Here is a 20,058-nt window from a genome sequence, read left to right as displayed (position 1 = left end):
ACAGTTTTCGGATCTTACAGAGAAAAGAGAGAATACATATGTATTGCACAGAGAAATGCCTAATTTTTCAGTTTTATCTTTATGAGTATGTAACACAAAAATTATTACAGAGACTCATCGCAAATTCATTCATGCGGCACGCATTTTCTTGCGTTACGACTCCACTTTCGTGCTCAGCAACCAATGCCATGTCTCTTGTGATTGGGATTATCCAGGTTAGATCGTTTTTGAAAAGATTAACGTTCCAGAAATCAGGCAGGATAAAGTTTTCCTCCGGAGATTTAACTAATCCCCACGTCCTGCTTTTAAATAAAATATTTAATTTAATCAAATCCATTTTGAATGCCAAACCCCGAAACATATCATCATGCATTTTTCCATCCGGCCTCATAAAATAAGCCCCTTGGTACTCTAGTGTGTCCTGCTCTTCAAAAGATAACTCGCTTCCGATTATACGGAAATTGACGCTTTCCGGACGTTCGCTGGCTAACCTGCCCCTGATATTCCACATCAGGTAGTAATCAGTTATTCTTCCGAAATTGAAGCTATTTTCATTATTTATTGCTTTATCTACTTCTTCCTTAAAAGCATCCTCTATGCTTTTCATAAGTCTTTCCGAGGATTCATCCCATCCTTTTTTTGAATAAAAGATTTCATCGTTGACAGACTTTTGTTTTACGACCCCTTCTTTATCTACTATCTTCACATAAACTTTATTTGCATCCTGTGAAAATAGTTTCAGGAACTGTCTGCCCAGGTAATGCTGTTTATACGTGAACTGCACGGTTTTGGTTCTGTTCTTGCGTGGTTTTTTCATATTACCTCAGAATATTCATGACGCATTAAGTTCAGCTTAGCTTAGCATGTCCTGATCCTAAACTATTCCGGTGAGGCCGCTAAAGTTTGAGGGCATGAGATGGCCCGGACACGATAATCCGTTAAAACCCGCATTCTGCCGAATCGCCCCGCTGCGGTTGTGCCTCTACCATCAGTCCGACCTACCAGATATAGTTGTCCGGCTCTTAACGCCGGAGCAGGCCGCGCCGGATCCCCGGCTGCAAAATTCGATAAAATTCCGGTATAGGCGGGTTTCCCCGAATGCGATTTACTGCCGGCCGAGCTTTTCTTCATGCTTTTTTACACACTGCGCAATGGCGAAGTGGTGTTAGAAAATGTCACTTTTGACATTAAGCCTATGTCTGCTTTTCGCTCATAGCTGACCGTCATTTATCAGGAAAGATTAACTCTGATGCTTCTCGCGTGTTGAATAGCGAAGTTCATCAACTAGAAGGCTAAATGCTGGAGTGGGTTGTCGGTGGCCTGGATAGTAAAGATGATATCCAGAGTAAGGTTCACACCAATCCTCAAGTACGCGAACAAGAGCCCCGGATGCTATATAGGGTTCAAGCTGCCCTTCTGGTAGATAGGCTAGCCCTCGACCCTCAAGCGCCGCTTTCAGTATCATGCTTCCCGTATTAAAAACCAGTTGACCATCAACTCGCACATTGAGCTCTCGCCCGTCCTTTTCAAACTCCCATGCATAGAGTCCTCCATGCCCGGAAAGGCGCAGGTTTATACAACAGTGTTCTGTCAATTCCTGTGGAGTAATGGGCACATGCCTGTGACTGAAATAATCTGGAGATCCCGCCACTGTCATCCGCATATCTGGCGCAATACGAACGGCAATCATGTCTTTGGCAATAGTTTCTCCGGGACGTACACCGGCATCAAAACGATCTCTTACGATGTCAGTCAGCCCATAATCTGTAAGAATTTCGACTTTAATATCGGGGTATTTTTTTACGAGACGCGACACTGCTGGCCAGAGTATTGACTCTGCTGCGTATTCTGTTGCGGTGAGTCGTATTGTACCGGCTGGCTTATCACGTAATTCACTCAGCACCATTAACTGCCGCTGAATATCCTCTATCTGAGGTCCAACTGAAGCGAGTAAACGTTCCCCAGCTTCAGTTGGGACAACTCTTCTGGTCGTTCGGTTAAGCAACCGGATCCCGAGTTGTGCTTCCAGAACACGAACAGTCTGACTGAGCGCTGACTGTGAAACACCCAGACGTTTTGCCGCTCGCGTGAAATTCTGTTCCTTAGCCACCACCATAAATGCAGCAAGGGCATTCAGATTATCATCAGCCATTTAGAGGTTCTCCTTATAATTTCAATCTCATTTTACCATCTAATCACTTAATACGTCCTCAGATATACTTTCTTCGTTCACTAAATAACCATTCCTCCCGACAAAAGGCGTTTTCATTTGCAGGGAATTAATGTAATCCGCTACGCCATTTAGCCGAAAGTAACCAGCGAGGTGAAAGATGAAAGCGATTATTGCTGCTGCAGCCATATCCGTACTGGGGGCCGCCCAGGTTTCTGCCGAAGGCATTGAAATTCGCCGTAACGGGCAGACCCCTTCTGTCGTCGGCAAGGCCGATAACTTCTCAGGTCATGCGGTTGTCAGCCCGTTGTTGCCGCCAAACGCGTCCACGCGTGCCAATCTGGGCCAGGTGGATTTTGCCCCGGGCGCGCGCACGGCCTGGCATACTCATCCAGCCGGACAGTTGCTGATCGTTACGGCCGGTAAAGGCTGGGTTCAGGAAGAAGGTAAAGCGCGCCAGGATATCGTCCCGGGTGACGTTATCTGGATCCCTGCTACGGTACGCCACTGGCATGGCGCCACGGCGACATCCCCTATGAGCCACCTGGCCATGACGTACATGGCGGACGGAAAAAACGTGGACTGGCAGGAGCCCGTCTCCGACGAACAGTACCAATAATCCGGAGGTCAGATGAAAACTTCAACGGCAGTTGCGCTGGCGCTTTCTCTCGGATCGGCTGGCACCCTTGCAGAAACGGGGGCGCAGCGGGGCCCGCTGTCAGACACCGACACAGAGGCAGTATCTCCCGCGCTCGAACGCTATGCGAGCACCAGGCTGGCAGGAGACCTCTGGAAAAGAAAGGATTTGTCGCCACGCGATCGCAGCCTCGTTACCGTTGCAGCGGTTATTGCCCGGAATCAGACCGTACTTTTACCGGAGCAGCTGGAGCTGGCGCTGAAAAACGGTGTTAAGCCGGCTGAGCTTTCCGAAACCATCACGCAGCTGGCGTTCTATGCCGGCTGGGGCAATGCCATTGCGGCCGCAGCGGTAACGAAAGAGATATTCCTGCAAAAAGGAATTAACGCTGAACAGCTTCCTCGCGCGGAGGAGGCGCTGCTGCCGATCGATGAAAAAGCTGAAGCAGCTCGCGCTGCACGCGTAGAACAGAGTATCGGTAGCGCGGTGCCGGGGCTTGTCAGCGACACCACCGACGTGCTTTTCCGGGAGTTGTGGCTGCGTCCCGGGCTTGCACCACGGGACAGAAGTCTGGTGACCCTGTCTGCCCTGATTGCAAACGGGCAGGTACAGCAAATTCCGCCGCACCTTAACCGGGCAATGGATAACGGCCTGACCCGGCTGCAGGCTTCAGGCGCACTGAGTCACCTTGCGTATTATGCCGGGTGGCCCAATGCTTTCTCCGCAGCGCCGGTTTTCAAAACGGTGTTTGAGCAGCGTGAGTCGAAATAACCATTCCTTACAGGAGGACAGTATGTCTCAGGGTATCGAAAACAAAATCATCGTCATCACCGGTGCCAGCAGCGGCCTGGGAGCAGAAACAGCCCGACACCTGTCGAAACTGGGCGCAAAGGTGGTCCTGGGCGCGCGCCGTATGGAGAAGCTTGAGCAACTTGCCGGCGAACTGGGGCTGGATTCCAGAGCCATACTCCGCACCGACGTGACGGACCGTACACAAGTCCAGTCCCTTGTTGACCGGGCGCTAGAGCTGCACGGCCGTATTGACGTCATCATCAATAACGCCGGCTTAATGCCGAGTTCCATGCTCGACAAGCTGAAGGTGGATGAATGGGACCGGATGATCGACGTGAACATTAAGGGCGTACTTTACGGTATTGCCGCCGCTCTGCCGTATATGAAGGCCCAGAAGTCCGGACAATTTATCAACGTGTCATCAGTAGCCGGACACAAAGTTGGGCCCGGCGGTGCTGTCTATGCCGGTACCAAATGGGCAGTACGGGCTATTTCAGAAGGCCTGCGTCAGGAAGTGAAGCCCTGGAATATCCGCACAACTATTGTTTCTCCCGGCGCGGTAGATACCGAACTGACTAAAACCATCACCGACGAAGATATTGCGAAAGGTATGTCGAAAACCTACGAGAATGCGATCCCGGCCGAGGCTTTTGCGCGGGTCGTTGCATTTGCCATCAGCCAGCCTGAAGACGTGGATGTTAACGAAATACTTTTCCGGCCGACCGTACAGGTTTATTGAAACACAACCAGGCGGGTAGCTGACATCTGCCTTATTTCCGGATGGTTTATATCATCCGGATATAAAAAAACATTACCAGATAACGCATCTTTCAACACAGGAAATTCAAACCTGAATTTTTTGCGGGCTACTTCGCGCCCAAAAATCACATACGCGTATACGACATTCTGTTCATTAAAAGGTAAGGGGCTGCATTATATGCCTGTAAAACATTCTCACAATAACTCCGGTACCCGGGTTTTCACAGCGCTAATGCCGGTAATGGCCGCGGTTCTGGTCGGTTTTATCATTATCGGGGTCGCGCTGCCCGTCCTGCCGCTGCATGTCAAAAATGACCTGGGCTTCGGGACGTTTATCGTGGGCCTGGTCGCCGGGGCACAGTTTGCGGCATCACTGATTTCCCGGGTGTGGTCCGGGAGTTATTCAGACAGGCGCGGTGCAAAAAAGGGCGTGGTGGCCGGGCTCATCGCCGCCGCCGTGTCAGGGCTTCTGTACCAGGTGTCGCTCTGGTTCGTCGGCATGCCGGTACTGTCTGTGGGTGTTTTGCTTGCCGGGCGCGCAATACTGGGCGGGGCGGAAAGCTTCATCATTACCGGTGCCGTGGCATGGGGTCTGGCCCTCGTGGATAAGGAGCATGCAGGTAAGGTTATCGCCTGGGTGGGTACCGCGATGTTTGCCGCTATGGCTCTGGGCGGGCCGGTGGGCACGATGTTATTTGAAGCCTTCGGCTTTGAGGCGATCGCACTGCTGACGTTTCTGCTTCCTTTACTGGTACTGGCGTATCTTGCACGCATGCCCGCGGTTGCGCCCCATCCGCATGCCGCGCAGGCAAATTTTGGCTCAGTCATGCACGCCGTCTGGTTACCGGGGCTGGGCGCTGCGTTGGCCAGCACGGGGTACTGCACCATTCTGGCCTTCAGCTCACTGTATTACAGCGCCATGAACTGGCAGCCCGTCTGGATGGCATTCACTGCCTTTGGCGTTGCGCTGATTGTTGCCCGAACCGTTGCTGGCCATCTGCCAGATCGCTTTGGTGGCGCACGTATTGCGTTGATTTTTGTGCTCGTTCAGGCCGCCGGGCTGTTCCTGATATGGCTTGCAGGTACGTCCCTGATTGCGACGATAGGTGCTGCCTTAGCCGGTTTTGGCTACTCACTGGTTTACCCGGGCCTCGGTATTGAAGCCATCAGTGGTTCAATACCCCAGAACCGCGGCATGGTGATGGGCATCTACACAGCATTTCTTGACGTAGCGATGGCGATCGGCAGTCCTGCGCTCGGCTGGATAGGGAGCCACCTGGGACTGAACGCGATATTCCTGGCCGGCGCGCTGACAGTGCTGTCCACCGCTGTGGTGGCGTTCTTGCTGTTAAAACGCCCGGGCCAGAGTAAACAAAATCCGGCCTGAAAAGATTCTGCTGTCCGGAAGTTTAATGTTCTCCGGATTTTCACTCCGTTTGTCTTAACACCGTTATTTAATTCAGGAGGTAATATGAAATTGCATTCAAAAGGGAAATTAAAAACCCTGGCCGCGCTGACAATACTGAGCGTTGCTCTGGGTATGGGGGCAAACATAGCTGTCGCGGCGGATATGTCCCACGGTGCGGATAATTTCTATAAAAGCGATAAGGTGAAGACTGAAACCGTTAAATTCAAAAATATTTACGGTATGGAGGTTACCGGCACGCTATTTACTCCACGTAATATGGAAGCCGGTAAAAAATATGACGCCCTTATTGTCGGCCATCCTTTTGCTGCAGTAAGACAGCAGGCTGCTAACCTCTACGCAACCAAAATGGCGGAAGCCGGTTTTGTTGCGCTGTCCTTCGACCAGTCTTTCTGGGGTGAGAGTGCGGGTACGCCGCGTGGGGCTGTGCTGCCTGATGTCTATGCAGAAAACTTCAGCGCTGCAGTTGATTTCCTCGGAACGCGCGCATTTGTGGATCGTGAAAAAATTGGCGTGATAGGTATCTGCGGTAGCGGCGGCTTTGCCATCGCCGCGACAAAAATGGATCCCCGCATCAAGGCGCTCGCCACCGTCAGCATGTACGACATGGGTGAATATTTCCGTACCGGTCTGAACCATGAGCGGACCGTGGAGATAAGAAACAAGGACCTGGCGATTGCCGCAGAACAACGCTACAAAACCGCTGAAACTGGCCAACCCGTTTATGGTCCGGGGCAAAACGATCCGGTGTTCATCGAAGGTAAAGAGTCTAATGACTTTTATCAGACGGAGCGCGGTAAGGTGGCATCCAACGATCGCCGGTCAACGCCGTCGACCTATGCGAAGTTCATGAACTTCCATCCGTTTATCGATATCGAGTCCATTTCACCGCGACCAATACTCTTTGTCGTGGGTGATGCTGCACCATCCCGCACCTATACCGATACAGCTTACAAAATGGCCGCAGAGCCGAAAGAGCTCGTGGAGATTAAGGGGGCTAACCGTATCGACCTGTATGATCGCACTGAACTCATCCCGTGGGACAAGCTGGTCTCATTCTTTAACACCAATTTGAAATCAGATAAATAATGTTTCTGAACGGCACTATTGCAGTGCCGTTATTCCTGAAAATATAAAAACAACGGAGAGTTTTATGTTCAAACCAGTCATGCTTGCTCTAGCCTCCCTGACGGCGGTGTCATTTTCATCTTTGGGGGCTGAGGCCGAAGGTATCCGGGTCAAGATCACCGCAGGTGACCAGGTGATGACGGCAACGTTTTATGACAATGCCACCACCCGGGCGCTGGTCTCTCGCTTTCCGCTGACGCTGCCCATGGAAGATCTTTACGGACGCGAAATGTGCTACCGGTTCCCGGATGCCCTGCCTGCAAACGAAACGCAGACCAGCGGTTATGAAGTGGGCGATGTTGTTTACTGGGCTCCCCGCCACAGTTTCGTGATCATGTACGAACAGAACAATGAACGGATAGGTAACCTTCAGAAAGTGGGTCGTATCCACTCTGGAGTTGGGATTTTCAGGCATACGGGTAATATTGATGTGACATTTGAGATGGCACATTGATTGCAATTCAATTTCGATAATTTGATGCAGTAACATTATTTGTCTTCATTGAGCATAACTTAGGTGTCCGGGTCAGCGTCCGCTTTTCGCTCAAAGCAGACCTTCTGCTCAGCTACTGGCTCCGCTTATGCCAACAATGGACATTTTCGTGCTGAATAAGCAATGGCATCAAATTTTGTTCTGATTAACGCGGCATGAAAGCCCCTGATGGTACTCTTTTCTTTCGCTATGCCTCTGGGCTCATTCAGGCTGTCGGGCATAAAGACAGGCTGTGGCCCTCGAGACGCCAGGGTGCTGGGCTACGGTATCCATAGATCTTCGAAGATTCAGCCCCCCTTCTTTGCGAAGCTCAATAATCCGTTCTTTTTTGTCTGCTGTATTGAGTGCTCGGGCAGTTTTGGCCGGAGACCGGAACGCCTTAAATGATAGTAAAACGTGCTTCTGGATATCCGGACGATACTCAGCAGTTGACCGAGCGGGTAATTAGCGGCCTGAGTCTGAGACACCTGTCCGGATAGCACAGCTTTTACAGCTTCGATTCTGATCGCAGGCTACTTCACCAGGCCAGTAAACTGCCCCAGTACGCTGTCGAACATCGCCAGCCCGGTGTGTACCTCGGAGGCCGTCATCGTGCAGGGCGGCACCACATGGATACGGTTCTCGACCACAAACGGCAGTATGCCTGCGGCGATCAACGCGCTCTTGATTGCCGCCATGTCTGCGGCCGCAAGCGGCGTTTTTGCCTGGCGATCGCTGACCAGTTCCAGCGCCTGGAACATGCCGCGGCCGCGCACCTCGCCAATCAAAGGATGCTTCGCCGCCAGGGCTTCCAGACCCGGGCGCAGCACGCCGTCGCCCACCTGCGCCGCGTTCTCCACCACCTTCTCTTCCTGCATAGCGTCCAGCGTGGCGACAATGGCGGCCATCGCCATCGGATGGCCAGAATAGGTCAGGCCGCCGGCGAAAAAATGGTCATCGAAATAGCGTGAGATCGCCTCGCTGATTATTACGCCGCCCGCCGGAACATATCCGGCGTTGACCCCCTTAGCGAAGGTAATCAGATCCGGCACGATGCCATCCTGTTCAAAGGCAAACCAGCTACCGGTGCGGCCAAATCCGGCCATCACTTCATCCAGAATCAGCACGATGCCAAACTCATCCGCCAGCGCGCGAACGCCGCGCATATAGCCTTCCGGCGGTACCAGTATCCCGGCGGTGCCTGGGATGGACTCCAGTAAAATGGCCGCGACGGAGGACGGCCCCTCGCACTCGATCATCCGGCGCAGATGGGCCAGCGCCCGCTCGCACTCTTCCTGTTCGCTGGCGGCATGAAATTCACTGCGGTACAGATAAGGGTTAAAGAAGTGGATATGCCCGCGCGCATACTCATTGGGTACGCGCCGCCAGTCGCCGGTGGCGACAATGGCGCTGCCGGTATTGCCATGATAGGAGCGGTAGGCGGAGAAAATCTTGTCGCGACCGGTGTACAGTCGCGCCATGCGCATGGCGTTTTCATTCGCATCCGCCCCCGCATTGGTGAAAAAGACTTTACTAAAGCCCTCCGGGGCAAGAGAGATAATGCGCTTCGCCGCCTCGCCACGGGCCAGGTTGGCGGTAGCTGGCGCGATGGTCGTCAGCGTCTCCAGCTGCGCTTTCATCGCCGCCAGCACGCGGGGATGCTGGTAGCCAATGTTGACGTTGACCAGTTGGCTGCTGAAATCAAGCCAGCTATTCCCTTCATAGTCCCATAGCTCGCATCCCTTCGCCCCCGCGATAACCAGCGGATTGAGGCTGCCCTGCATAGACCAGGAGTGAAATACATATGAACGGTCCAGCTGCCGGACCTCGTCATTGGTGATCGCCATTTCGCTCTGCAGTGCCAGTTTCATCTCTTGCTCCTCGCCTGACGTTATTGATGGCTTCATCATGCGGCGCGCTTTTTGCCAGCGGGTAGAGCCAGTCTTGTTATCAAGTTGTGACACTGTTGTCCCATTGCTACGCCGTAACTGGCTCTCTGCGCCACAGGCGCGCTTTTTTATAGTGGCGGCTCACCTATCAGAGGGATAACGAGTATGAAAAACGTGGTGTTTATTACGGGCGCGACGTCCGGCTTTGGCGAAGCGGCGGCGCAGGTTTTTGCCGATGCAGGATGGGCGCTGGTGCTGAGCGGGCGTCGTCTGGCCCGGCTGCAGGCATTAAAAGCGCGCTTAGGCGCGCAGGTGCCGGTGCATATCGTTGAGCTTGATGTACGGGATAACGAGGCAGTCAGCCATGCGATAAGGGCGCTGCCGGAAGGCTTCGCCGATATCACCGCCCTTATCAACAACGCCGGTCTGGCGCTGGCGCCACAGCCCGCTCAGCGCGTAGAGCTGGAGGACTGGCAGACAATGATAGACACCAACGTTACCGGCCTGGTGAATGTCACCCACGCGCTATTGCCGACGCTTATCAGACACGGCGCGGGAGCAAGTATCATTAACATCGGCTCCATTGCCGGGCAGTGGCCCTATCCCGGTAGCCATGTCTACGGCGCGACAAAAGCCTTCGTGAAGCAGTTTAGCTATAACCTGCGCTGCGATTTGCTGGGCACCGGCGTACGGGTAACTGACCTTGCTCCCGGCATCGCGGAAACGGAATTTACCCTGGTGCGTACAAAAGGCGACCAGGCGGCGTCGGACAATTTATACCGTGGTACTACGCCGCTATCGGCGCAGGACATCGCAGAGCAGATGTTTTACATCGCCACCCTGCCCGCCCATATGAACATCAACCGTCTGGAGGTGATGCCGGTGCGCCAGGCCTGGCAACCGTTCGCCATTGACCGGGACTAAAACGTGGCTCAGTGCTCGCCCCCGTCCCGAAGGCGGGCAGCGTTGTAGAGCCGATCGCGGGCGATATTTTTCATCTTCACCTCACACATGATGTCGAAATCCGTAAACGAGAGCGCCCAGTCATTCAGAGTCTGATTAAAGTAAAAATCAGAGTGGGCGCGCAGTTTGCTCTTCGCCACCCCCAGCGCAAGCTGATCGGGGAGGCCCTGTTCTGGGATAATGCCTTCCTGTGATATGGAGTAGTGCATAACGGGCCGCACGCCCCGCCACGATGCTATCACCTGCTCGATGCGCGGATCGTCAGGACGAAGAAATGCGTTCTCTTTCACCCAGTGATGATGGATATCCACCACGATTGGGCATAAGTCCCTGGCCTGTAACACGTCATCCAGCGAACAGGAAATCTCGTCGTTTTCCACCGTCAGCATCCGTCTTGCCTCCGGGCTTAACTTGCCGAACGCGTGTTTGAACCCGGCGAAACCCGCTTTGCCATTCATATGAATATTGATTTTAAAATCCTGGAAGCTGCGGCCATAGCCCATGAGCGTGGCGCACAGGGCATGGTATTCCACATCCTCCAGCGCCCGCTCCACCACCGGCGGGCTGTCTGAGGCCAGCACAGAATACTGCCCCGGGTGGAAAGAGAGCCGGATGTCGTTCGCCCGCGCCAGATCGCCGCATTTCTCAAACAGCGGAAGCAGCTGTCCTGAGAGTTCGTGATAGATAGGGGTGGCTTCCGGCACGGTGTAGAGCGGCAGGAGGTCGCTGCCGATACGCATCATTCTCAGGTCCGGCGGCAGGCGGGCGAGCTGCTCAAAGATGCACGCCAGATGGGTCAGGTTGGTGACAGAGAGCGTATAAAGGAGGTTTTCCCGCGCCTCCAGGCCGAGCCCCAGGAAACGCGTGCGGGTAGTGCTTTTAAAAGGAAATGGCTGTCTGAACTCCGGGTCCAGAAATTTACAGGCAAAGCCCAGCTTCATATGGCCTCCGTCCGGCGTTTTATGACAGTACGCGCAGGCTACCAGGGCCACGCACCAGCTAAAGCTTAACCGTAGACATAATTTGCAAACCTGCACAGAAAAATATGCTTGTGTAAGTTTGCTAGCTGATTAACCCCACTGTTTCCACTTCTTCTCCCCCAAAAAAGAAAAAGTTTGCGATAAGTAATTAAACATTTGGTTAAAATTTTTAACACCTTATTGATAATAAGAACAATTATCGACAAAATTAGCATTATCAACAAATAACGATAACCACCTGTTTGTGGGTCTTCTCCACACATTAAGGATTAATGATGCATAACAAAAAATATACGCTCTGGGCGTTAAACTCATTGCTGTTACCGGTCATGGCGCCGGCCGTTGCGCAGCAAACCAGCGAGGAACAGATGGTGGTCTCCGCCAGCCGTACCCACCGCACCGTTGCAGAGATGGCGCAAACCACCTGGGTGATTGAACGCGCGGAACTTGAGCAGCAAATCCAGGGCGGCAAAGAGCTTAAAGAGGCGCTGGCGCAGCTTATCCCCGGGCTTGATGTCAGCAGCCAGAGCCGCACCAACTACGGTATGAACATGCGTGGCCGGGCTATCGTCGTGCTGGTTGACGGCGTGCGTCTTAACTCTTCCCGTACCGATAGCCGTCAGCTTGATGCTATCGATCCCTTTAATATTGAGCACATTGAGGTTATCTCTGGCGCAACCTCCCTTTACGGCGGCGGCAGCACCGGCGGGTTGATCAATATTGTCACCAAAAAAGGCCAGCCTGATACCGCCATGGAGTTTGAAGCGGGGGCAAAGAGCGGCTTTAACAGCAGCAGCGATCATGACGAACGCGTTGCGGGGGCCATATCCGGCGGGAACGATCGTATTTCCGGGCGCATGTCGGTGGCCTGGCAGAAATTCGGCGGCTGGTATGACGGCAACGGCGACGCCACGCTGCTGGACAACACACAAACCGGCCTGCAGTACTCAGACCGCCTTGATGTGATGGGCACCGGCACGCTGAATATCGACGATACGCAGCAGCTTCAGCTGGTCAGCCAGTACTATAAAAGCCAGGGCGATGATGAACACGGGCTGTTCCTCGGGGAAAATTTCTCCGCCGTGACGGGCCGCGGCGCGGCGTATACCAGCAAAGGGCTGGATTCGGACCGTATTCCGGGCACGGAGCGCCACCTTATCAGCATGCAGTACTCCAACACCGATTTCCTCGGTCAGGAGCTGGTGGGGCAGCTTTACTATCGCGATGAATCGCTCACGTTTTACCCCTTCCCGACGGTGGCAGGCGGCAGAGTCACCAGCCTTTCCGCGTCGCAGCAGGATACCGATCAATATGGCGCGAAGCTGACGCTCAACAGTAAGCCTCTGGACGGGCTGCAGCTTACCTACGGGCTCGACGCTGACCATGAACGTTTCACCTCTAACCAGATGTTCTTTGATCTGCCGACCTCGGCGGCATCCGGCGGTTTGCATAATAAGAGTATCTACACCACCGGCCGCTATCCGGCTTATGACATCACCAATCTGGCGGCGTTTTTACAGTCCAGCTACGACATCAACGATCTCTTCACCGTAAGCGGCGGGGTACGCTATCAGTACACTGAAAACAGCGTTGACGACTTTATCGGTTACGCGCAGCAGCAGGCGATCGCCAATCGTACCGCCACCTCGGCGGACGCTATTCCCGGCGGCACCACGGACTATGATAATTTCCTCTATAACGCCGGGATTCTGATGCATATCACCGAGCGTCAGCAGGCCTGGTTTAACTTCTCCCAGGGCGTGGAACTGCCCGACCCCGGAAAATATTACGGCAGCGGCACCTATCGCCTGGTCAATGGCCATTACCAGCTGGTTAACAGCGTGAACGTCGGGCAGTCCAGCCTGCAAGGGATCAAAGTTGACTCCTATGAGCTGGGCTGGCGCTATACGGGAGATGCGCTGCGCACGCAGCTGGCGGCCTATTACTCGCTTTCCGATAAGTCCATCTCCATTAACCGTACCGACATGACCATTAATGTCGATGACGACAAGCGCCGTATTTACGGGCTGGAAGGGGCGGTGGATTACTTTATTCCCGATACGGTATGGAGCGCCGGGGTTAACTTCAATGTGCTGAAATCGGAAACCAAAGTCGACGGTAAGTGGCAGAAATGGGATGTCATTTATGCCAGCCCGTCAAAAGCGACCGCTTACGTTGGCTGGTCGCCGGACCCGTGGAGCCTGCGCGTGCAGAGCACCCAGTCGTTTGATTTAACCGATGACAACGGTAATAAAATCGACGGTTATAACACCGTTGATCTTATTGGCAGCTACGCGCTGGCGCTGGGTAAAGTGAGCTTTAGCGTTGAGAACCTGCTCGATAAAGACTACACCACCGTCTGGGGCCAGCGCGCGCCGCTGCTCTACAGCCCCACCTACGGCTCGCCTTCGCTGTATGAATACAAAGGGCGCGGAAGAACCTTCGGCGTGAACTACTCCGTTACTTTCTGATTCACCGCTGGCTCCCCGGATGCGGCTACGCCTTATCCGGGCTACCTGTCTGGTCGGAACATTCCCGGATACGGCTTGAACTGCGCCTTATCCGGGCTTTCTTTCTTACCGGAGCGCTTTAACGGCTCGACTGCAAAAACTGCCTGACCCGGTCGGAATCCGGGTTAGTGAAAAATTTCTCCGGCGGGGCTTTTTCAATCAGCAGCCCTTTTTCCAGAAACACCACTTCGTCCGAGACCTGGCGGGCAAAATCCATTTCATGGGTAACCACCACCATCGTATAGCCTTCCGCGGCGAGGTTTTTCATTACCCCCAGCACTTCATTGACCAGCTCCGGATCAAGCGCGGAAGTCGGTTCGTCAAATAAAATCACCTCGGGCGACATTGCCAGCGAGCGGGCAATGGCCACGCGCTGCTTCTGGCCGCCGGAGAGGGTTATCGGCCAGACATCCTTTTTATGCCCCATCCCGACTTTATCAAGCTGCTGTCGGCCCACCTCTTCCGCCGCCTCGCGTTTCATGCCTTTAACGTGGATTAGCGCCTCGGTGACGTTTTGCAGCACCGTCAGATGCGGCCACAGATTGAAGCTCTGAAAGACCATGCCCACGCGCTCGCGTATTTTCGATAGCGCCTTGTGCGACATTGGCTTGCCCGTTGCTTCGTCAATCCCCAGACGCAGGCCGCTGATGCGCACTTCACCGCGATCCGGCTGCTCCAGCCAGTTCATACAGCGCAGCAGCGTCGATTTCCCCGAGCCGGATGAACCCAGAATACTGACCACCGTGCCCTTTGCTACCGTCAGGTTGATATCGCGCAACACCTCAACATTATCAAACTGCTTGGACAGATTTTTAATACTTACCGCGCTTAATTCAGGCATGGGTCATTCCTCGTTTAGTTCCATAATGACTGAGCCGTTTAATGAACAACTCCAGTAAGATGCTGATAGCCCAGTACAGCGCTATCGCGACAATAAAAGCGTTAAACGGAATAAACCAGGTTGACTGTACGCTGTTCGCCGCCGCGGTAATCTCCTGGACGGTGATAATACATAAAAAGGCGGTGTCCTTAAGACAGATAATCAACTGGTTGCCCAGCAGCGGTAATGCCGAGGAGAAAATATTCGGCAGCACGATACGGCGGAAAATTTTATAACGAGAAAAGCCCTGTGAAACGGCAGCTTCAATATAGCCGACGGAGAACAGCCGCCGCTGGCTACGCAATATTTCAAAGAAATAGGCGCCGTGGTAGATAATTAATGCCAGCATGCCTGCCGTCCACGCTTCCATACTGATGCCGATTTGCGGCAGGCCATAATAGAGCAGGTAGGCCAGAATTAAGAAAGGCACCGCGCGCATCAGGCTTACAAAGGCAATAATAAGCCGGTCGATAACCGGGTTACGGTATTCCATCACATAACAGAGAATGATGCCCAGGATCAGCCCGACGACCGCCGCGATAATAAACAGTTCAAGGGTTGCCAGCAGGCCGTTAAAAAAGCTCTCCCGCGCCGCCCAGATAATTCCCCACTGATTCATAACTCCTCCTGTTGTTACCGCGCCAGGCGCTTCGCTTTACGTTCCGCCATGCTCTGCAATTTGAGCAGCAGGCCAATGATCATGACGTAGAGCAGCCCTGCCGCCAGAATGGGCGACAACGGCTCATAGGTGACCGAGGAGATTCGGTTAGTGACCCGGGTCAGATCCACCACGCCTATTACCGCGATAGCCGGACTGCCTTTAATCAGAAATGACATCTCGTTAACCAGCGCGGGCAGGCTCTCTATCCACATCTGCGGCAGCATAATATGGCGAAAGTAAGTCCAGCGCCGCATCCCGACGGACTCCGCCGCCTCGCGCTGCTCGCGGGGAAAATTACGAAAAGCGTTACGCCAGATTTCGGCGTTAAATGCCGACGTATTCAGCGTTAACGCCACAATCGCCGCTAGGGTTTTGTCCAGATTAATGCCCACCGTCGGGAGAGATAAAAAGAGAAACAGCACCAGCGTTACCAGCGGCGTAGCGCGCGCAAGGCTGATGTAGACCACCAGAATCTGATCGACGACGGGAATCTTTAGCATGCGGACAAAGGCGATAACCAGCCCAATCACCACCCCGAACGCGATGGCGATGCCCGAGATCCAGAGGGTCGTCCATGCGCCTTCAATTAGTAACTGCCACGCCATTGAATCCATGTTGCCCTCCTGCTGAAAACAGGCGACGGTTGCCCGCCGCAGAGACTTATAAACCGGCTAACTTATGAAACTGATCGGCACTGGTAATCGGCTCTTTCGGCAGATCATAGGTTTCGCCAAACCATTTTTTCTGCAGCTCCGCCAGCCTGCCGGTTTCGGTCATGTGGTTCATAAATTTGGTCATAAAGGCCAGCAGCTCCGGGGAGTTTTTCGGGATAGGCCAGGCCATATACCCCGGCCCGGAGACGGCCAGCCCTTTGGCGAACACCTTCGGCTTCGCTTTCACCAGATCGTTTACCGAGATAACCACGTTGATAACGTAATCGACCCGTTTATTCGCCAGGTCGGCATAGGCCTCCGGGTAAGATTGATATTCAACGACCGGGCCAAGTTTGCCGCCGCTCTTCTCCAGCATCGTTTTCAGCTCCGGCAGGCGGGCTAATAAGGCGCTGCCGGCCTGGACGCCAACTTTTTTACCGCTCAGGTCGGCAATGGTATTGAGGGTTTTATCATCCGCGCGCTTCACGAAATAGTGCTGGGCGGAGGCCCACGGCGGGGTAAAATTAAAAACATTCAGCCGTTCATCGGTTATTACCGCACCGGTGACGGCCATGTCATATTGCCCGGTCGAGACCGAAGCCAGCAGCCCCGTCCACGGCAAAATACTCTGGTTAATGTTGAATTTTGCATATTTACGCAACTCGTCCAGCATATCTTTATTAAACCCGTCGGACTGCCCGTTAGTCATAAAGTTAAACGGGGCGTAATCGTCCTCTGTCGCCACCTTCAAGGTGCCGGTTTTTTCAATGTCGGGTAAATCTGCTGCGACTGCGTGTAGGGAAAAAGCCAAAGAGATCATGGCTGCAAGACAATATTTGCCGAATACTTTTTTCATCTCTCTACCCTTATTTAACGTGGCCGGACCGTCGGTATCCAGGTTTTCGGGACCATTGCGAAACTATTTGCAATGAATATGTTGCAATGAATATGCCAGGTGCGTTTGTTGAACACATCATCATGGCTGCGTTTTTACAATAGGGAGGCTTTTTGCAATTTTAATAGAGCCAGTTGAGCGGAACAGTTGTGTCAGGGGGCGTTAAGCTGGTACGGAATTTGCTGATTACCTGAGGTCAGTTATTTCAGGGAGCCGCTTATGATTCGCCATCTCATGCATATCAATTTTGACGGCCAGCGCGGTTTGCAGGAGCAGGTCCGCGAATCGCTTATCAGCGCTATCTTGAGCGGAATTTTCGCCCCGGATACCCCGCTGCCCTCCTGTCGGCAGCTGGCCGGGCAGCTCAACGTTTCGCGTAATACCACGGCGCTGGTATTCGAAAGCCTCGTCAATGAAGGTTATCTGATAAGCCGCCCGCGCAGCGGTTACTACCTGCACCCGGATTATCATAACGCCGGGCAAAGCGTTCCCCAGAATGCACCCTTGTGCGAGAGCGATGCACCATGCTGGAGCAAACGCCTGCACATCACCCCCAGCCAGCAGGAGTCGATCCTCAAACCCGCGGGCTGGATGCACTATCGCTACCCCTTTATTTACGGCCAGCCGGATACCCGCCAGTTTCCCTTGACCACCTGGCGCGCGGCGGCGAACTGGCTGCACGGCGGAGTGCGCGACCCGGCCTGGGTGGTGGATCATATCGATCAGGATGTACCGATGCTGGTTGAGCAGATCCGCACCCACGTCCTGCCCAAACGTGGGATAGTCGCCGCCCCTGACGAAATACTGATTACCCTGGGTTCGCAAAACGCCCTCTATTTGCTGACCCGGCTGCTGATGTCGCCCCGGACGCGGGTTGGCGTGGAAAACCCCGGTTTCCGCGAAGCCATCAATACCTTTCTGCTTAGCGATACGCAAATCGTGCCGCACGCGGTGGATGGCGAAGGACTGGTGCCTGGCGAGTCGCCCTGCGATTACTATTATGTGACGCCGGGGCATCAGGTGCCCACCGGGGTGACCATGAGCCGCGCACGACGTGCTCATCTATTAAACTTCGCTACCCGCCATGACGCGGTGATCATTGAAGATGATTACGATTCGGAGAGTAACTTCAGCCAGAACCCTCTGCCCGCGCTTAAAGCCAGCGACCGCAGCGGTCGGGTGATTTACGTCAGCAGCCTCTCTAAAGCGTTATCGCCGGGGCTGCGGCTTGGTTATATGGTGGCCGCGCCGGAAATCATCGACGAGGCGCGGGCGCTGCGGCGTCTTGTCTACCGCCATCCGCCGACCAATATTCAGTACCAGATGGCCCATTTTCTGGCCCAGGGACACTATGAAACCCATCTGCGCCGCTACCACGAGGACTCCGCGCGCCGCTGGGATACATTGCATAACGCGCTGCGTGCCTTTCTGCCGGAGTGCGCGACCTTTTCCGGCAGCGAACACGCTAACGCGTTCTGGCTGAGCACGCCCGGGCAGATCAGCACCCGGCAGTTAACCTGGCGTGCCGCCCACGCGGGCGTACTGATTGAACCCGGCGCACGCCATTTTCTGGATGACGCGCCGCCGGATAACTTTTTCCGCATGGGCTTTCACGCCATCAACCCCGACGCCATTGTGCCAGGAGTGAAAGTGCTGCGCGGCCAGATGGGTCAACTGGCGTAGCGTATCTCAAGCCGGGTTTGGATAGCCGCCTATACTTACAGCAATATCACGTAAGGAAAGGACTGCGCCCTATGCCACTACCCGATTTTCACGTTTCTGAGCCGTTTACCCTGGGCATTGAACTTGAGCTACAGGTGGTTAACCCACCGGGTTACGATCTTAGCCAGGACTCTTCCCGCCTGATCGATGCGGTTAAAGCGAAGATCAAGGCTGGCGAGGCCAAGCATGACATTACGGAAAGCATGCTGGAGATCGCCACCGGCGTCTGCCGCGATATTAACCACGCCGCGCATCAATTTTCCACCATGCACCAGATCATCCTGCACGCGGCGAAAGAGCATCATGTGCAGATTTGCGGCGGCGGCACCCACCCTTTTCAGAAGTGGCAGCGCCAGGAGATCAGCAACGACCAGCGTTATTTCCGTACGCTGGAGATGTTCGGTTATCTGATGCAGCAGGCCACGGTATTTGGTCAGCATGTGCATATCGGCTGTCAAAGCGGCGACGATGCTATTTATCTATTGCATGGCCTGTCTCGTTTCGTGCCGCACTTTGTCGCGCTGGCTGCGGCTTCGCCCTATATGCAGCGCACCGATACCCGCTTCGCCTCATCGCGTCTGAATATCTTTTCATCGTTCCCGGATAACGGCCCGATGCCGTGGGTCAGCAACTGGCAGGAGTTTGAAGGGCTGTTCCGCCGTCTGAGCTATACCAGCATGATTGAAAGTATTAAGGACCTGCACTGGGATATTCGTCCCAGCCCCCATTTCGGCACCGTAGAGGTGCGGGTCATGGATACGCCGCTGACGCTCTCCCATGCGATAAACATCACCGGTTTTATCCAGGCCATTGCGTACTGGCTGCTGGCTGAACGGCCTTATAAGCACCAGGAGCGCGATTATCTGCTGTATAAATTCAACCGCTTCCAGGCCTGCCGCTTCGGGCTGGAAGGCATCATTACCGATGTGCACACCGGCGAACAACGTAAAATCGCCGACGATATTGTACATATGCTGGAAAAAGTCGCCCCCTACGCCGATAAGCTGAACGCAAGCAGCGCCATTACCGAACTGGGCTATTTTGTGAAGCGCGGTAAAAGCGAAGCGCAGCTGATGCGTGATTTTGTTGCCGATGGCGGGTCGTTGATTGGCCTGGTACAAAAACATGCGGAGATCTGGGCCGCCGGGTAAGAGTGGCGTTCAGGGAAACATTGCACCGGCGGATGCTTTCCCTGACAATACCCTTTTAACAACCAGTTAACCGTTATGAAGCACCCACTGGAAACGCTGGTCACGGCAGCGGGCATTCTGCTGATGGCCTTGATCTCTGTTCTGCTCCTGCCAGCGCCCGCCCTCGGCCTGGCGCTGGCCCAAAAGCTGATGGCAACCTTCCATCTGTTGGACCTTAACCAGCTGTATACCCTTATCTATTGCCTGTGGTTTTTACTGCTGGGTGTGGTTGAGTTCTATGTGCTGCGCTTTATCTGGCGGCGCTGGTTCTCGGTCGGGTAATGTCTCTGCGAACAGGAATTCATGGAACGGCGTAGCCCGGGTAAGCGCA

General features: G+C 54.1%; 20 protein-coding genes. 11 read left to right on the top strand and 9 right to left on the bottom strand.

Going from position 1 to position 20,058, the window contains the following annotated elements:
• Positions 1-79: 79 nt before the first annotated feature.
• Both ENTHG_RS22005 and ENTHG_RS22000 read right to left on the bottom strand, forming a co-directional pair.
• Entirely contained in the window at positions 80-817 is a 738-nt protein-coding gene (locus ENTHG_RS22005) for a hypothetical protein (RefSeq protein WP_044185075.1), read from the bottom strand.
• Positions 818-1,240: 423 nt separating this feature from the next.
• Positions 1,241-2,152: a LysR family transcriptional regulator gene (locus tag ENTHG_RS22000; RefSeq protein WP_044185072.1), complete on the bottom strand. Its 912-nt coding sequence runs from the start codon at positions 2,150-2,152 to the stop codon at positions 1,241-1,243.
• 178 nt (positions 2,153-2,330) lie between these two features.
• On the opposite strand from ENTHG_RS22000, the gene ENTHG_RS21995 reads away from it, so the two are divergent.
• The 6 genes from ENTHG_RS21995 to ENTHG_RS21970 all read left to right on the top strand — a co-directional run bounded on the left by ENTHG_RS21995 (position 2,331) and on the right by ENTHG_RS21970 (position 7,366).
• The gene (locus tag ENTHG_RS21995) at positions 2,331-2,789 is read left to right on the top strand and encodes a (R)-mandelonitrile lyase (protein WP_044185069.1); all 459 of its coding nucleotides are present in this window, start codon (positions 2,331-2,333) and stop codon (positions 2,787-2,789) included.
• A 12-nt stretch (positions 2,790-2,801) separates the two neighbouring features.
• Positions 2,802-3,578: a carboxymuconolactone decarboxylase family protein gene (locus ENTHG_RS21990; RefSeq protein WP_052332763.1), complete on the top strand. Its 777-nt coding sequence runs from the start codon at positions 2,802-2,804 to the stop codon at positions 3,576-3,578.
• A 22-nt stretch (positions 3,579-3,600) separates the two neighbouring features.
• The gene (locus ENTHG_RS21985; RefSeq protein WP_044185066.1) at positions 3,601-4,338 is read left to right on the top strand and encodes an SDR family oxidoreductase; all 738 of its coding nucleotides are present in this window, start codon (positions 3,601-3,603) and stop codon (positions 4,336-4,338) included.
• 198 nt (positions 4,339-4,536) lie between these two features.
• On the top strand, positions 4,537-5,745 hold the full coding sequence (locus ENTHG_RS21980; protein WP_044185063.1) for an MFS transporter: 1,209 nt from the start codon (positions 4,537-4,539) through the stop codon (positions 5,743-5,745).
• 84 nt (positions 5,746-5,829) lie between these two features.
• On the top strand, positions 5,830-6,873 hold the full coding sequence (locus ENTHG_RS21975) for an alpha/beta hydrolase (RefSeq protein ID WP_044185060.1): 1,044 nt from the start codon (positions 5,830-5,832) through the stop codon (positions 6,871-6,873).
• A 64-nt stretch (positions 6,874-6,937) separates the two neighbouring features.
• Positions 6,938-7,366 carry a cyclophilin-like fold protein gene (locus ENTHG_RS21970; protein WP_012968013.1) on the top strand — a complete coding sequence of 143 codons (429 nt, stop codon included), beginning with the start codon at positions 6,938-6,940 and terminating at the stop codon, positions 7,364-7,366.
• Positions 7,367-7,606: 240 nt separating this feature from the next.
• Here ENTHG_RS21970 and ENTHG_RS26295 read toward each other — a convergent pair whose 3' ends face one another.
• On the bottom strand, positions 7,607-7,813 hold the full coding sequence (locus ENTHG_RS26295; protein ID WP_081653664.1) for a helix-turn-helix domain-containing protein: 207 nt from the start codon (positions 7,811-7,813) through the stop codon (positions 7,607-7,609).
• Between the two features lie 104 nt (positions 7,814-7,917).
• Entirely contained in the window at positions 7,918-9,255 is a 1,338-nt protein-coding gene (locus tag ENTHG_RS21965) for an aspartate aminotransferase family protein (RefSeq protein WP_044185043.1), read from the bottom strand.
• A 183-nt stretch (positions 9,256-9,438) separates the two neighbouring features.
• Between ENTHG_RS21965 and ENTHG_RS21960 the strand changes: the two genes are divergently transcribed.
• On the top strand, positions 9,439-10,197 hold the full coding sequence (locus tag ENTHG_RS21960; protein ID WP_044185041.1) for an SDR family NAD(P)-dependent oxidoreductase: 759 nt from the start codon (positions 9,439-9,441) through the stop codon (positions 10,195-10,197).
• A gap of 8 nt (positions 10,198-10,205) precedes the next feature.
• On the opposite strand, the gene ENTHG_RS21955 is transcribed toward ENTHG_RS21960, so the two are convergent.
• Positions 10,206-11,177 carry a UV damage endonuclease UvsE gene (locus tag ENTHG_RS21955; RefSeq protein ID WP_044185038.1) on the bottom strand — a complete coding sequence of 324 codons (972 nt, stop codon included), beginning with the start codon at positions 11,175-11,177 and terminating at the stop codon, positions 10,206-10,208.
• Between the two features lie 311 nt (positions 11,178-11,488).
• Here ENTHG_RS21955 and ENTHG_RS21950 point away from each other — a divergent pair, with 311 nt between their 5' ends.
• Positions 11,489-13,687: a TonB-dependent receptor gene (locus ENTHG_RS21950; RefSeq protein WP_044185035.1), complete on the top strand. Its 2,199-nt coding sequence runs from the start codon at positions 11,489-11,491 to the stop codon at positions 13,685-13,687.
• A gap of 118 nt (positions 13,688-13,805) precedes the next feature.
• Here the strand turns inward: ENTHG_RS21950 and ENTHG_RS21945 are convergent, their stop codons facing one another.
• From ENTHG_RS21945 to ENTHG_RS21930, 4 genes are read right to left on the bottom strand one after another with little or no spacing between them, the layout of a single operon-like run.
• Positions 13,806-14,567: an amino acid ABC transporter ATP-binding protein gene (locus ENTHG_RS21945; RefSeq protein ID WP_044185032.1), complete on the bottom strand. Its 762-nt coding sequence runs from the start codon at positions 14,565-14,567 to the stop codon at positions 13,806-13,808.
• A complete protein-coding gene (locus ENTHG_RS21940; protein WP_044185030.1) occupies positions 14,560-15,225 on the bottom strand; it encodes an amino acid ABC transporter permease in 666 nt (221 codons plus the stop codon). The genes ENTHG_RS21945 and ENTHG_RS21940 overlap by 8 nt, the downstream gene beginning before the upstream one ends.
• 14 nt (positions 15,226-15,239) lie before the next feature.
• On the bottom strand, positions 15,240-15,881 hold the full coding sequence (locus ENTHG_RS21935) for an amino acid ABC transporter permease (RefSeq protein WP_044185025.1): 642 nt from the start codon (positions 15,879-15,881) through the stop codon (positions 15,240-15,242).
• Between the two features lie 46 nt (positions 15,882-15,927).
• Positions 15,928-16,776: a transporter substrate-binding domain-containing protein gene (locus ENTHG_RS21930; RefSeq protein ID WP_044185022.1), complete on the bottom strand. Its 849-nt coding sequence runs from the start codon at positions 16,774-16,776 to the stop codon at positions 15,928-15,930.
• Positions 16,777-17,034: 258 nt separating this feature from the next.
• Here ENTHG_RS21930 and pdxR point away from each other — a divergent pair, with 258 nt between their 5' ends.
• The 3 genes from pdxR (at position 17,035) to ENTHG_RS21915 (ending at position 20,009) form a co-directional block, all read left to right on the top strand.
• Positions 17,035-18,498: a MocR-like pyridoxine biosynthesis transcription factor PdxR gene (gene pdxR / locus ENTHG_RS21925; protein ID WP_044185019.1), complete on the top strand. Its 1,464-nt coding sequence runs from the start codon at positions 17,035-17,037 to the stop codon at positions 18,496-18,498.
• Positions 18,499-18,569: 71 nt separating this feature from the next.
• Positions 18,570-19,688, top strand: a complete 1,119-nt coding sequence (locus tag ENTHG_RS21920; RefSeq protein ID WP_044185016.1) for a YbdK family carboxylate-amine ligase — start codon at positions 18,570-18,572, stop codon at positions 19,686-19,688.
• Positions 19,689-19,763: 75 nt separating this feature from the next.
• Positions 19,764-20,009, top strand: a complete 246-nt coding sequence (locus ENTHG_RS21915) for a DUF1158 domain-containing protein (protein WP_044185013.1) — start codon at positions 19,764-19,766, stop codon at positions 20,007-20,009.
• The last annotated feature ends 49 nt before the right edge of the window (positions 20,010-20,058 follow it).

Source organism: Phytobacter massiliensis JC163 (assembly GCF_000321045.1).
GTDB classification, from domain to species: domain Bacteria; phylum Pseudomonadota; class Gammaproteobacteria; order Enterobacterales; family Enterobacteriaceae; genus Phytobacter_A; species Phytobacter_A massiliensis.
The sequence above is the reverse complement of the archived record's forward strand: the minus strand, read 5'-3'. Positions and strand labels throughout refer to the sequence as shown.

Coding starts and splice junctions, on each gene's coding strand:
- ENTHG_RS22005 (WP_044185075.1), bottom strand. CDS start 817: ATGAAAAAACCACGCAAGAACAGAACCAAAACCGTGCAGTTCACGTAT.
- ENTHG_RS21980 (WP_044185063.1), top strand. CDS start 4,537: ATGCCTGTAAAACATTCTCACAATAACTCCGGTACCCGGGTTTTCACA.
- ENTHG_RS21965 (WP_044185043.1), bottom strand. CDS start 9,255: ATGAAACTGGCACTGCAGAGCGAAATGGCGATCACCAATGACGAGGTC.
- ENTHG_RS21950 (WP_044185035.1), top strand. CDS start 11,489: ATGATGCATAACAAAAAATATACGCTCTGGGCGTTAAACTCATTGCTG.
- ENTHG_RS21920 (WP_044185016.1), top strand. CDS start 18,570: ATGCCACTACCCGATTTTCACGTTTCTGAGCCGTTTACCCTGGGCATT.
- ENTHG_RS21940 (WP_044185030.1), bottom strand. CDS start 15,225: ATGAATCAGTGGGGAATTATCTGGGCGGCGCGGGAGAGCTTTTTTAAC.
- ENTHG_RS21985 (WP_044185066.1), top strand. CDS start 3,601: ATGTCTCAGGGTATCGAAAACAAAATCATCGTCATCACCGGTGCCAGC.
- ENTHG_RS21935 (WP_044185025.1), bottom strand. CDS start 15,881: ATGGATTCAATGGCGTGGCAGTTACTAATTGAAGGCGCATGGACGACC.
- ENTHG_RS21945 (WP_044185032.1), bottom strand. CDS start 14,567: ATGCCTGAATTAAGCGCGGTAAGTATTAAAAATCTGTCCAAGCAGTTT.
- ENTHG_RS22000 (WP_044185072.1), bottom strand. CDS start 2,152: ATGGCTGATGATAATCTGAATGCCCTTGCTGCATTTATGGTGGTGGCT.
- ENTHG_RS21995 (WP_044185069.1), top strand. CDS start 2,331: ATGAAAGCGATTATTGCTGCTGCAGCCATATCCGTACTGGGGGCCGCC.
- ENTHG_RS21960 (WP_044185041.1), top strand. CDS start 9,439: ATGAAAAACGTGGTGTTTATTACGGGCGCGACGTCCGGCTTTGGCGAA.
- ENTHG_RS21955 (WP_044185038.1), bottom strand. CDS start 11,177: ATGAAGCTGGGCTTTGCCTGTAAATTTCTGGACCCGGAGTTCAGACAG.
- pdxR (WP_044185019.1), top strand. CDS start 17,035: ATGATTCGCCATCTCATGCATATCAATTTTGACGGCCAGCGCGGTTTG.
- ENTHG_RS21970 (WP_012968013.1), top strand. CDS start 6,938: ATGTTCAAACCAGTCATGCTTGCTCTAGCCTCCCTGACGGCGGTGTCA.
- ENTHG_RS21975 (WP_044185060.1), top strand. CDS start 5,830: ATGAAATTGCATTCAAAAGGGAAATTAAAAACCCTGGCCGCGCTGACA.
- ENTHG_RS21930 (WP_044185022.1), bottom strand. CDS start 16,776: ATGAAAAAAGTATTCGGCAAATATTGTCTTGCAGCCATGATCTCTTTG.
- ENTHG_RS21990 (WP_052332763.1), top strand. CDS start 2,802: ATGAAAACTTCAACGGCAGTTGCGCTGGCGCTTTCTCTCGGATCGGCT.
- ENTHG_RS21915 (WP_044185013.1), top strand. CDS start 19,764: ATGAAGCACCCACTGGAAACGCTGGTCACGGCAGCGGGCATTCTGCTG.